General features: G+C 64.4%; 7 protein-coding genes and 5 pseudogenes. 5 read left to right on the top strand and 7 right to left on the bottom strand.

Going from position 1 to position 12,460, the window contains the following annotated elements; genetic code table 11:
• The first annotated feature begins 265 nt into the window (after positions 1–265).
• The 3 genes and pseudogenes from C936_RS0109525 to C936_RS15185 form a co-directional block, all read left to right on the top strand.
• Positions 266–796: pseudogene (locus tag C936_RS0109525) on the top strand (transposase).
• A 99-nt stretch (positions 797–895) separates the two neighbouring features.
• Positions 896–1,327, top strand: coding sequence for a restriction endonuclease (locus C936_RS0109520; RefSeq protein ID WP_018174056.1), 432 nt, complete (start codon positions 896–898; stop codon positions 1,325–1,327).
• A 153-nt stretch (positions 1,328–1,480) separates the two neighbouring features.
• Positions 1,481–1,690 (top strand): annotated as a pseudogene (locus tag C936_RS15185) (transposase); the annotation flags it as partial.
• A gap of 60 nt (positions 1,691–1,750) precedes the next feature.
• Here C936_RS15185 and C936_RS14660 read toward each other — a convergent pair.
• A pseudogene (locus tag C936_RS14660) lies at positions 1,751–2,909 on the bottom strand (IS30 family transposase).
• Between the two features lie 81 nt (positions 2,910–2,990).
• On the opposite strand from C936_RS14660, the gene C936_RS14655 reads away from it, so the two are divergent.
• Together C936_RS14655 and C936_RS14650 are read left to right on the top strand one after the other, a co-directional pair.
• On the top strand, positions 2,991–3,362 hold the full coding sequence (locus tag C936_RS14655) for an IS3 family transposase (RefSeq protein ID WP_155988213.1): 372 nt from the start codon (positions 2,991–2,993) through the stop codon (positions 3,360–3,362).
• Positions 3,311–3,502: pseudogene (locus C936_RS14650) on the top strand (integrase core domain-containing protein); the annotation flags it as partial. The gene C936_RS14655 and the pseudogene C936_RS14650, both read left to right, overlap by 52 nt.
• Positions 3,503–3,561: 59 nt before the next feature.
• Here the strand turns inward: C936_RS14650 and C936_RS14940 are convergent.
• From C936_RS14940 to C936_RS0109475, 6 genes and pseudogenes are all read right to left on the bottom strand, one after another.
• Positions 3,562–3,672, bottom strand: a pseudogene (locus C936_RS14940) (transposase); the annotation flags it as partial.
• Between the two features lie 56 nt (positions 3,673–3,728).
• The gene (locus tag C936_RS0109495) at positions 3,729–5,444 is read right to left on the bottom strand and encodes a bifunctional sulfate adenylyltransferase/adenylylsulfate kinase (RefSeq protein ID WP_018174053.1); all 1,716 of its coding nucleotides are present in this window, start codon (positions 5,442–5,444) and stop codon (positions 3,729–3,731) included.
• Positions 5,445–5,546: 102 nt separating this feature from the next.
• Positions 5,547–6,713 (bottom strand): nucleotide sugar dehydrogenase, encoded by a 1,167-nt coding sequence (locus C936_RS0109490; RefSeq protein WP_026278828.1) that lies wholly within the window; start codon positions 6,711–6,713, stop codon positions 5,547–5,549.
• A gap of 285 nt (positions 6,714–6,998) precedes the next feature.
• Positions 6,999–8,888 carry a nucleoside-diphosphate sugar epimerase/dehydratase gene (locus C936_RS0109485; RefSeq protein ID WP_018174051.1) on the bottom strand — a complete coding sequence of 630 codons (1,890 nt, stop codon included), beginning with the start codon at positions 8,886–8,888 and terminating at the stop codon, positions 6,999–7,001.
• 292 nt (positions 8,889–9,180) lie between these two features.
• Complete coding sequence (gene ligA, locus C936_RS0109480) at positions 9,181–11,268, bottom strand: NAD-dependent DNA ligase LigA (RefSeq protein WP_018174050.1); 2,088 nt, start codon at positions 11,266–11,268, stop codon at positions 9,181–9,183.
• Positions 11,265–12,449: a cell division protein ZipA C-terminal FtsZ-binding domain-containing protein gene (locus tag C936_RS0109475; protein WP_018648932.1), complete on the bottom strand. Its 1,185-nt coding sequence runs from the start codon at positions 12,447–12,449 to the stop codon at positions 11,265–11,267. Before C936_RS0109475 ends, ligA begins: the two co-directional genes overlap by 4 nt.
• Between the last annotated feature and the right edge of the window lie 11 nt (positions 12,450–12,460).

The following is a 12,460-nucleotide window of genomic DNA, read 5'->3' as shown; positions in this document are numbered from 1 at the left end:
CCCAATCGGCCAGAGGGCTGGCCTCCTTGTGTGTCGTTGCAGATGGGTCGCTACCACCTGTGGCGCTGTACTCGGGGCAACCCGTTGGCCTCCTGAGGCTTTGAGCCTGATCCGTAGATCGGTACCCGAGTCCTTTTTCATCTCGAAGTTTGAACGGTATCCAAGCCCCCCGTCAGGGACGGGTGAGGCTGTACGGACAAGGCGAGAGGACGAGATGGCTCACATTGGCATTGATGTCAGCAAGAACAAGCTCGACTGCATGTGAGTGCGGGACTTGGGGGCGGGCAAGATCAAGCCCAAGGTGTTCCCGAACCGCCGGGACCAGTACCCGGAGCTGCTCCACTGGCTCGAGCGCAACACGGGGGAGTCGCCCCAGGCACTGCACGTGTATCTGGAGGCCACCAGTCCCTATCACGAACCCCTGGCGTACTGGCTGCATGAGCAAGGCGTTCGGGTCTATGTGCTGAACCCGGCCCAGGTGCGCTTCCACGCCCAGGGCATGGGGGTGCGCAACAAGACGGACCGCAAGGACAGCATGATGCTGGCGCGCTACGGCATCGAACGCACCCGCGCCGTGGTAGCCGGAACCCCCAGAGGTGCAGGAGCTCAAGCGGCTTTTGGGGCGGTCACGGCCGCGCACCACAATGCCGACGTTCGAGCGCAGTACCAGCGGCTGTTGCGGCGCGGCAAGGCGAAGGTGGCCGCGATCGGTGCTGCGATGAGCAAGTTACTCCATATCGCCTTCGGTGTGCTGAAGTCGCAGCAGCCGTATCAGCCCCGCTGCAGCACCGGTTGAACCCAGTGACGGAGACACGGTATCTACAGGTATGGGTGGGTAGTTTTGTGATGGGGTTTGGATTAGCGTGCCGGGGGGTTGTGAATTGGAGGGGTTGTGATGGACGAGTGGGCCGAGCGTTTGGCGGGGTTTGGGACCGGGAGTATTGGGCGCGTGGTTGAAGGCTTGTTGGGCGGGATGGGGTATGTGCTGGTGGATACGCCGGCGGATGGTCGCGATGTGTGGCAGGAGTATGTGGTGGCTCCTGCGCGCGGCGGCGACGACGCGCCGCGCTTGATTGTGGGCGTGGCGCGTGATCGTGACAGCGAGGTGGAGCCGCCGGAGCTGGAGGCCTTTGTCTCTGGGCGCGAGAGTAGCGATCGCGGGATGTATGTGAGCCTGGCCGGGTTTGCGCCAGAGGCGCGCGAGCAGGCTTCGGAGCTGGCGATGCCGGTGATTTTGCTGGAGCCGACGGACCTTGCCGAACGGTTGCGCAGCCACTGGGGTGCGCTGGATGGCGAGACGCAGGCGCTGGTCGAGGGGCGTGGTTAGCTTTGTCGAGTGTGAAAGGGCCTGTCCCGGTGGGATGGACCCCTTTTTGTTGGGAGGGTTTGGTGGCATCGTCGGGCGTAGGTTATTGCGCTGGTCTAATTTTCGTGGACAGCTCGGTCGGTGGAATGATTGGGATCTGATCGAGGAGACGATATGGGACGCAGGAATTTTGATCCGGAGTACAAGCTTCGGGTGGCCCGGATGGTGGTGGACAAGGGCCAGGGTGTGCCGCAAGTGGTTCGTGACACCGGTGTTGGCGAGACGGCGGTTCGACGCTGGGTCGAGCAGCTCAGGGTGGATCGTGCCGGGGAGGCCGGCGATGGTCGGCCGCTGACGCCGGAACAACGCCGTATCCGGGAGTTAGAGGAAGAGAACCGCCGGCTGCGGGAGGACAAGGCCATCCTAAAAAAGGCTTCGGTGCGTTCAACCGGTCGATGCAACAGTAGCCATGAGTTTATCTGCCGGGGTGGCATAGCCCAAGGTTTTACGGGGCCGCTGATTCAGTCGAAGGGCGACCTCATTGAGGTCGTCCTGAGAGAAGCTGGCCAGCTCGGTGCCTTGGGGAAGTACTGACGCAGTAGGCGGTTGGTATTCTCGTTGGTGCCGCGCTGCCAGGGACTCTGCAGATCACAGAAGTAGACCTTCACATCGGTGGCCGCCGTGAACGCCTTATGTCTTGCCATCTCGGTGCCACGATCCCAAGTCAGGGAGTGCCACAGTTCCCGCGGGAGCGTGTGGACCTCGCGGCTAAGCGCATCCAAGACGCTCTCCGCATCCTTTCCCTGGACTTTCACTAACATCGTATAGCGGGAATGGTGCTCGACGAGCGTGGCGATGTGGCTATTCTTCGCCCCCGAGATCAGATCCCCCTCCCAGTGGCCGGGGATCGCGCGATCTTCTACTTCCGGTGGGCGTTCGCGGATCGAGATGGCGTCGATGATCTGGCCGCGCGGTTGCCCTTCTGTGCTCGCCAGGCGTGAGCGGCGCATCATGCGTCTCGAACGCAAGTGCTTCACCAGCTCTTTCTTGAGCACGCCACGGGCCTGAATGAAAAGGCTGCGGTAGATCGTCTCGTGGGAGATGTGCATATCGGACGTGCCCGGATACTGAACCCGTAGCCATCCTGCGATTTGCTGGGGCGACCAGTCCACTGCAAGCTTCTCAGCCACGAGCTGTTGCAGAGGAACATGCGTTGCGAGCCGGCATGGCTTAGGCCGCCGCGCTCGATCCCAGGCCCGTTCATTGGCCACGGTGGCGCGGTAGGTATGCCGGGTGCCATGGCGCGCGAGTTCGCGGCTGATGGTGGAAGGCGCGCGGTCGAGGGTCTTCGCAATCTGACGGATCGATACCCCGGCGGCCAGCCCGCGAGAGATCTCCTCACGCTCGGAAGGCGTCAATGCCAGACGGGACCTGCGGCGCTCGGCAGGGCAATTCCTCCACACGCGGCGACAACGCCATGGATGGAGCCGGCATGCTTGCCCAATGCTCGGCCAATGTCACTCAGCGACTCGCCAGCTTTCCACCGCGCCCATAGCTGCGCTTTCTCTCCAGCCGAGAATCCCACCCTGCGCACTTGCACCACCCCAAAACCAGTATTAGGACCGAAGGTGTTGCATCGATCAATTGAACGCACCTCGGCCTTCTTCGCCCGGGAACTGAAGTGATGCATCGCTGCATCACGGCCCTGAAGGAGAAGGCTTTGGTACAACGGGTCTGTGATCTGCTGGAGACGAACCGGTCGAGCTACTACGCGGCGCAGACGCGCGGCCGGCGACCGCGCTGGCCGTGTGCGCTGGGACAGCGGGTCAAGGAAGCATTCGAACAGTCGGAGTGGACCTACGGCAGCCGCCGTGTGCAGGCGGCGCTGCGCTCCGATGGCGTTGAGGTCGGCCGCTACCGGGTCCGCCGCCTGATCCGGGAACAGGGGCTGCGCCTGGTGCTACAGAGCCGGCAGCCCGAACCGGGGCTGCTGGTGCAGGTCGGAGCCGGCGGGGTAACTGCTGGGACAATGCGGTGGCCGAACGCTTCTTCCTAAACCTGAAGATGGAGCGCGTCTGGCGACGGGACTATGCCAATCACGGCGAGGCCACCCGGGACATCACCGACTACATCGTCGGCTTCTACAACGAGCGCCGAAGACACTCGGCCCTGGGCTACCTGTCGCCCAACGCCTAAGAGCGAAAATGGACAGCCGAAAGACCGATCGCGGTGTCCGAAATCACTTGACCACTACAGGTCGTTTCAGAGACCCCGATCTCCCGATAGACGTCCTTCACCTTCCGGCCGCCTTCAACCTGCTTCAGCGTCTGAACAATCTGGCTTTTCGTAAACCGACTCTTGCGCATCTCGGCCTCCTGGGGCTTTAGTGTGCCCGGAGAACTCAATTCTTAATGGACCGAATTTACGGGAAGGCGACAAAGCCCATGGCTTCGAGTTTGAGGAGGATGCGGTGGGCGGCTTCGTCCGGGGTCATCTCGCGGGTGTCGAGGCGCAGCTCGGGGTTTTGCGGCTCCTGGTAGGGGTCGTCGATGCCGGTGAATTCCTTGATGAGGCCGGCGCGGGCCTTGGCGTAGAGTCCCTTGCGGTCGCGTGCCTCGCAGGTTTCCAGCGGCGTGGCGACATGCACCTCGATAAAGCCCCCAACCCGCTCGATGCGTTCACGCACGCGGCGGCGCATGTCGTTGTACGGGGCGATGGGGGCGCAGATGGCGCAGCCGCCGTTCTTGGTGATCTCGCTGGCGACATAGCCGATCCGCTGGACGTTGATGTCGCGGTGCTCCCGGGAGAAGCCAAGCTCGCTGGAGAGCTCCTTGCGCACGATATCGCCATCTAGCAGCGTGACGGCGCGCCCGCCCAGCTCCATCAGCTTGACCCGCAGGGCGTTGGCCATGGTGGACTTGCCGGAACCGGACAGGCCGGTGAAGAAGACGGTGAAGCCCTGGCGGTCGCGCGGCGGGAAGCTGCGGCGAAGCTCCTGCACCACTTCCGGGTATGAGAACCACTCGGGGATCTCCAGGCCCTCACGCAGGCGGCGGCGGAATTCCGAGCTGGGGAGGCTGAGGGGGTGTTCGCCCTCACGCACCTCGTCGGCCGGCACGAACTCCGCCCGATCCTGCACGTAGGTCATGGCCTGGAAAGCGACCATCTCGATGCCGATCTCGTCGGCATGGCGCCGGATCAGTTCCTGTGCCTCATAGGGGGCGTAGAAGCCCTGCTCGTCCGGGCCTACATCGGGGCTGGCATGGTCGCGGCCGACGATCAGGTGTGTACAGCCGCAGTTGCGGCGTATGATCGCGTGCCACAGGGCCTCGCGCGGGCCGGCCATGCGCATCGCCAGCGGCAAAAGGCTGAGCTGAGTCGTCTGCTCCGGGGCCTGGCGCAACACATGCTCGTAGCAGCGCACGCGGGCGTAATGATCCACGTCGCCGGGGGCGGTCACACCCACGACCGGATGGATCAGCAGGTTGGCTTCGGTCTGGCGCGCCGCACGGCGGGTGAGCTCCACCTGGGCGCGGTGCATGAGGTTACGTGTCTGGAAGGCGACCACGCGGTTCCAGCCGAGCTTCTGGAAGTACTCGCGCAGCTCTCTCGGGCTGTAGCGGTAGTTGCGAAAGTCGTGGTGGACCGGGGCCTCGAGGCCATGCAGCGTGCCGCCCAGATAGACGGGGCCCGTGCGGTGCAGCAGCTCGTTAACACCCGGGTGCGCGGTATCGGTGGTGCCAAACACCTGTTCCGCCCCGAGCGTGCGATCGGGCGTCCAGCGATGCTCCACATCCATCACCGCGATGAGCATGCCCTCGGCATCGCGCAGGGCGATGCGGCTGCCCTCCTCCACCTGCTCGGCGAAGGCTTCGGTCACGTCCAGCGTGATCGGAATCGGCCACAGCGTGCCGTCGGACAGGCGCATGTTCTCGAGCACGCCGTCGTAATCCGCCGGGCCCATGAAGCCCGTCAGCGGGGAGAAGCCGCCATTCAGCAGCAGCTCCGCATCGCACTGCTGGCGCAGGGTCAGGTCCCAGGAGAGCATGTCCCGCGCCGCTTCATTCAGTTCGCGGGCCGTCGCCTCGTCCACATAGCGCTCGCAGAGCATACCGCCATACGGCGTAATCAATTCCATTGCTTCATCCGTTGTTCGCATTTACCGATTACAGGAGGCCCCCGCAGCACGAAACTTACGAGGTCGCCAGAGGGACCGGGGCAGCACATGGTACCGCCGAATTTAGTCGCTGCCGAAAAGATCGCGGGTATAGATCTTGTCCACCTGATCGCGGATATCGTCGGTGATGCGGTTGGCGACGATCACGTCGCTGATCTGTTTGAACTCCTCGAGATCGCGGATGACGCGGGAGCGGTAAAACTCCTCGTCCGGGAGCTCCGGCTCGTAGACCACCACCTCGATGCCCTTGGCCTTGATGCGCTTCATCACGCCCTGGATCGCCGAGGCGCGGAAGTTGTCGGAACCGCTCTTCATCACCAGGCGGTAGATGCCCACGACCTTCGGGTTGCGGCTGATCACGGCATCGGCGACAAAATCCTTCCGGGTGCGATTAGCGTCCACAATGGCAGCGATGATGTTGTTGGGGACTTCGTCGTAGTTGGCCAGGAGTTGCTTGGTGTCCTTTGGCAGACAGTAGCCGCCGTAGCCGAACGACGGGTTGTTGTAATGGCTGCCGATGCGCGGATCCAGACATACACCGTCGATGATCTGGCGGGTGTCCAGACAATGGGTCTCGGCGTAGGTGTCCAGCTCGTTGAAGTACGCCACCCGCATGGCCAGATAGGTGTTGGCGAACAGTTTGATCGCCTCGGCCTCGGTGGAGTTGGTGAACAGCATCGGGATGTCGTCGTCGATCGCACCCTCGGCCAAGAGGTTGGCGAAGGTCTCGGCCCGCTCGGACCGCTCGCCGACGATAATGCGGGAGGGATGCAGGTTGTCGTACAGCGCCCGACCCTCGCGCAGGAACTCCGGCGAAAACAGGATGTTGTCGGCCTCCATCACCGCCTTGATCCCGCGCGTGTAGCCGACCGGCACAGTAGACTTGATGACCATGGTGGCGTGCGGGTTGATCGCCAGCACGTCGCGGATCACGGATTCGACTGTGTTGGTGTTGAAATAATTGGTCTGCGGGTCGTAATCAGTCGGCGTAGCGATGATCACAAATTCCGCGCCCTCGTAGGCCTCCTGTTTACCCAACGTGGCCTTGAGGTTTAGAGTGCGACTCTCTAGGAAATCCTGTATCTCCGCGTCGATTATTGGAGACTGCCGACGGTTGATCTGATCAACCTTTTCCGGCACGACGTCTAGGGCCACAACCGCGTGGTTCTGCGCGAGCAGGACTGCGTTGGAAAGCCCGACATATCCAGTTCCGGCTACTGCGATTTTCATCCTTGGGTCCTTCGTTTGATTAATCCAAGTACCCGCAGGAGCCTGCGCGCACACGAAACCTCAGCGCAGCTCGAATGAGTCTTCACCGCCATGGCGCCTCCTACGGCAGCGTGCACATGGTATTGCAGGGGCATGCTCCACTGCGTCCTGAAAGCGTTGCAGAAGCATACACAAGCCGTATTGTGTAAGGGAGGAACCGCTTCCCAAGATTTGCGCGGGATCGGCTCGCCGTAAAACCCCATGCACATCTACGTCACAACGGACACCCAAACCAATACACGCTCACTACAATTGTGGCCCTGCGTGGGCGAGCCCGTATTCCGCGACTGCCTGCCAAAGCACATTACAGGCGATTTCGGTATTCATATCGCGTTCGGCGCGATCTAGGGTATCCAGTGCGTAACTGAGTACTCCGGCCTCTGCGCAAGCTTCGCGCGCACGCATGATCTTGGGGTGCGACGTGCTCACGACATTGTCTCCGATAAGCAACTCCTCGAAGAGCTTTTCGCCGGGGCGTAGCCCCGTAAAGGCGACTTCGATCCCATCTTCTGGCTCACCAACTTCCCTTACCTGCCGGCCGTGCAGACGAATCATTCTGTGGGCCAGGTCGACAATCCGAACCGGCTCACCCATGTCCAGCACGAATACCTCGCCCCCCTCAGCCATCGCCCCCGCCTGGATGACGAGTTCTGCAGCCTCCGGGATGGACATGAAGTAGCGGGTGATCTCCGGGTGGGTCACGGTAACGGGGCCGCCGTCGCGGATCTGTTGGTGGAACAGCGGGACCACTGAGCCGGAAGACCCCAGCACGTTGCCGAAGCGCACCATGCTGAAGATGGTTGGCGGGTTCTGGCGCGCGCGGTCCTGAAGGAGCATCTCCGCCAGACGCTTGGTCGCGCCCATGACATTGGTCGGGCGCACGGCCTTGTCCGTGCTGATCAGGATGAAGCGTTCGACACCGGCCTCCATCGCGGCGTCGGCAAGGATCGCGGTACCGAAGACGTTGTTGCGAACACCCTCGATCAGGTTGGCCTCCACGATCGGCACGTGCTTGTACGCCGCCGCGTGGTAAAGCGTCTGCACCCCGTACTCCTTGAGCACTGTCCGGACTCGACGCGGGTTGGCCACCGACCCTAGAAGCGCGACCACGGGCACATCTAATCCCTTCTGATCCGCCAGCGTCTCTAGGTCGCGCTCGATGCGGTAAAGCGAGAACTCGTTACGCTCGTAGAGCACGAGAATGCGCGGCTTCAAACGCAAAATCCTGCGACATAGCTCCGCACCAATCGAGCCTCCCGCTCCGGTGACCATCACCACGTGATCTTCAATGCTGGCCTTCAGAAGCTCTTGGTCTGGCGGCACCGGGTCGCGTCCGAGTAAGCTGGAGATGTCGATATCTTCCAGCTCGTCGAGCCGGGCCTGCCCGGATACCACCGCGTCCATGGACGGCACGGTCTGGATATACAGCGGATAGTCTTCCAGTCGCTCCAGGATGGCGCGTCTATCCGCCCGGCTGGCAGAGGGGATCGCTAACAATACCCGGCGCAAGCCGTAGCGTTTGATCAGACCATTTAGCGCGGACGGATCGCGCACCCGAATGCCGTCGATGGAGCTACCTTGAAGGGTTAGATCATCATCTACAAACGCCACGACTCGATAGCGCCCTCCGGATTTCAGTCCCGAAAGCAATTGCACACCCGCCTCACCAGCGCCGTATATAACGACAGCCTCAACGCCCGGGTCAGTAGCCAACATCGAGTGATAGAGAGCGCGCACGAGGAAGCGGCTGCCGCCAACATAGATGAACGCGACAATTGCGAAATTGAGTGGCACTGAACGCGGAAAACCTTGCACCTGTCCCAACGCGACAGCGGCCCACAGCACCAGCGCCAGCAACACCACGCCGGTACCGACCGCCCAGACCGCGCGCATACCCATAAACCGCACCACCGCACGGTACAGTCCCAGTCGAACAAAGACCGGCACCCCGATCATTACCACCAAAGGGAAGAGCCACCAAGTCTCCAACATGATGTCGGGCACCGGCTCTGCCAAGCGAATCATGAAGCCCGACCAAAGGGCTAGCGGCAGCATCACGACGTCCGCGGCAACCATTAACCAGCGCTTCTTGCCCCGCGGCAGCCTCAGCAGACGTTCCAGCCCGCGGTTCAGCATCTCCTGTCGTGCCCGTCCGGCATCGTGGCCTCAAACCCTGTAGACAAAACCGAGCCCAACCACACTACATCAAGTGCAGGTCCCTGGCCCGCGCCGCACCCCATGGCGGCGCACGAAGCATATGCAACCCCTGATGAAAATGCACTCCTGGCGATAGACTGGACTCGCGAAACTGGGTGTTGCGATTGTCCGCGCGGGCAGGGGCTTCGCGGCCAAGGCCGCCCCCACAAACCCACCCGCACAAATCCACCCCGACCAGACCACTTTCTCCAACCCAATCCCACAGAAGGGCTCATCGGGCGAGGAGCTGGGCGAGGTCGTCGGGGTCGAGGATGGGGATGCCGAGGGATTCGGCTTTGGTGACCTTGGAGCCGGAGTCGGCGCCGGCGATGACGGCGGTGGTCTTTTTGGAGACGGAGCCGGTGACCTTGGCGCCGCGGGCCTCGAGGGCGGCCTTGGCTTCTTCGCGGGTCATGGTGTCGAAGCTGCCGGTCAGGACGTAGGTGTTGCCGGCCAGCGGGGCCGCGTCACCCGACTCTGCCGCTTGTGGCCGGGGCGGATCGGGCCAGTGGACGCCGGCGTCGCACAGGGCCTGGATCACGTCGCGGTTGTGGGGCTCGGCGAAGAAGTTGGCGACGTGTTCGGCGACGATGGGGCCGACGTCCGGGACCTCCTGCAGGGCCTCGGCATCGGCCTGCATCAGTGCGTCCAGATCACCGTAGTACGTGGCCAGGTTGCGGGCGGTGACCTCGCCCACCTCGCGGATGCCGAGGGCGAAGATGAACCGCGCAAGCGTGGTCTCGCGCGCCTGTTCCAGGGCGTTGACGAGGTTCTCGGCGAGCTTGGGGCCGACCCGTTCCAGGGCCTCCAGGCGCTCGGCGTCCAGCGCGAACAGGTCGGCCGGGCTTTGTACGATGCCCCCATCGGCGAGCTGTTCGATCAGCTTCTCGCCAAAGCCCTCGATGTCCATGGCCCGGCGCGAGACGAAGTGCTTGAGGGCCTCGCGGCGCTGCGCGGGGCAGACAAGCCCGCCGGTGCAGCGGGCGACGGCCTCGCCCTCCGGGCGTTCGATGTGCGAATCGCACTCCGGGCAGCGGGACGGCATCTCGATCGCGCGGGTGTCCTGCGGGCGCTCGCCGCCGGCGCGGCCGACCACCTCGGGGATTACGTCGCCCGCCCGGCGTACGATCACGCGGTCGCCGATGCGGATGTCCTTGCGCGCGATCTCGTCCATGTTGTGCAGCGTGGCATTGCTGACCATGACCCCGCCGACCAGTACCGGCTCCAGCCGCGCGACCGGGGTCAGCGCCCCGGTGCGGCCGACGCGGAAGTCGACGGCGCGCAGGTTCGTCGTCTGCTCCTCGGCCGGGAACTTGTGGGCGATGGCCCAACGCGGCGCACGCGAGACAAACCCCAGGTGCTGCTGATCCTCCAGCGAGTCGACCTTGTAGACGATGCCGTCGATCTCGTAGTCCAGCTCGCGACGACGCTCGGCCAGGCGCTCGTAGTAGGCCAGACAGCCCTCCACCCCGTCCAGCACCGCGCGCTCGGGGCAGACCGGAAAACCCAGGTGGTGCAGCCAGTCCAGCGTGCCGGACTGGGTGTCCGGCAGCTTGCCGCCCTCGACATGGCCGATGGAGTAGGCAAAAAAGCTCAAGGGGCGCCGAGCCGTCACCTTCGGGTCCAGCTGGCGCAGGCTGCCGGCGGCGGCATTGCGCGGGTTCATGAAGCCGCGCTGGCCATCGGCCTCCAGGCCCTGGTTCAGGCGCTCGAAATCCGAGCGGCGCATGAACACCTCGCCGCGCACCTCCAGCACGGCCGGCGCATCGTCGGTATAGCGGTCCCCCAGGTGCAGGGGGATCGGGCGTACGGTGCGGACATTGCCGGTCACGTCCTCGCCGGTCTCGCCGTCGCCGCGCGTCGCGGCTTGCACCAGGCGGCCGTTCTCGTAGATCAGGCTGATCGCCAGGCCGTCCAGCTTGGGCTCGGCCATGTAGGCGACCGCCTGCTCAACGCGGTCGGGCTCGCCAGTCTGTTTGGTCAGGCGCTCACGCACGCGGCGGTCGAAGTCGCGGATCTCGTCGGGTTCGAAGCCGTTGGCCAGGGACAGCATCGGCAGGCGATGCCGCACCGTGTTAAAACCGGCGGCGGGGGTGCCGCCGACACGTTGGGTGGGGGAATCCGGGGAGACGAGTTCAGGATGTTCGGCCTCGAGCTGCTCGAGTTCGCGCAGCAGCGTGTCGAACTCGGCGTCGGAGACCTCCGGGTCGTCGAGGACGTAGTAGCGGTAGTTGTGGTGCTCGATCTGGCGCCGCAGCTGCTCGATCCGTGCGCCCGCCTCCCCCGCCGCGCCCTCGCGGGACGCGGAGAGCGAACTCACCGCGCCCTCCGCCGCCGCAGCAGATCCGGGCGGTGGCGCATCAGCCACTCGTTCAGATCCTCACGCATGTAGGCGAGCGTCTGGTTGGTGGCGGTGGACTGCTGGGCGTCGAGGATGGAGCCGCCGAGATCCCGCGCCAGGCCGTGTGCATTCTCCAGCAGTGCCTCGAACGCGCGTTGCGGATCGGCGCTGTTGTGCACCTGCACGAACAACGTGATGCCAGGGGTCATCGTGTCCGTCAGGTCCTGTTCGCGCAGCGTGCCCGGCGGCACCATGTTCGCGGCGGAGAACAGCGCCTGGCGGCTGTCGATCTCGGCATCGTGGTAATGGTAGATGTCCATCGCACCCGGCTTGAGGCCCGCGCGCTGCAGCGCCGCCCCCAGGGCCACGCCGGTAAACGGCCGGTTGCGCGGCGCGACCACATGCAGCAGCAGGATCTTCTCGTCCGACCCCGGGCCACCGCGCAGCGGGTTGCGCCCCACCACACGCGGTTCGGACACATACTCGCCCAGGGTCTCCATGTCGGGCGCCGGCTCCTCGATCAGCTCGGGGTCGACCTCGTGATCCGGGTGCAGTTGTTCGCCGAGCGTCTCTTCCGCACGCGGGCGGCGCAGGCGCGTCCCGCGCAGCGCGGCGATCCCGGAGCGCATACGGCCACTCAACTGGTCCATCACGCCCTTCGCGGTTTCCGCGGCGCTCGACCTGGCTCGGCGTCGCGGCGCATCCTCCGGGTCCGGCTCGAAGGCGCCATGGGGCGGCGGCGGAACCGGCTCTTCGTCGTTGTCCAGGACGCCGTAGATATCCTGCGCACGGTCGGCATGGCGCTCGCCCGGAGGCAGTGGCTCGTCGTCGTCCGCCGAGGTCACGCCCAGGTGCAGCTCCGCGCGGTCGTGCTGGGGAAGGCGCACGTCGTCGAAGTCGTCCTCGGAATCGGCGTCCCGCGTGTACTCGCGCGAGGTCTCCAGAGGGTCGGCCCAGCCCGCCTCGGCCCCAAGGCTGTCGGAATCGCCCTCGCGTCTGCGCGGCGCGGGGTCGTCCTGGGCGCGAATGTGCACCGCGTCGTCACTCCAGTCGGTGGCGTCATCATCCAGATCCTGCGCGCGATCGCGCGTGCGCAGGCGATGGGCCATCCAGATACCGGCGACCAGCACGATCCCCAGGATCACCAGACTGATGCGCATCCAATCCACTC

Source organism: Thioalkalivibrio sp. ALJ4, from assembly GCF_000377225.1.
In the GTDB taxonomy this organism is placed as follows: Bacteria; Pseudomonadota; Gammaproteobacteria; order Ectothiorhodospirales; family Ectothiorhodospiraceae; genus Thioalkalivibrio.
The sequence above is the reverse complement of the archived record's forward strand: the minus strand, read 5'-3'. Positions and strand labels throughout refer to the sequence as shown.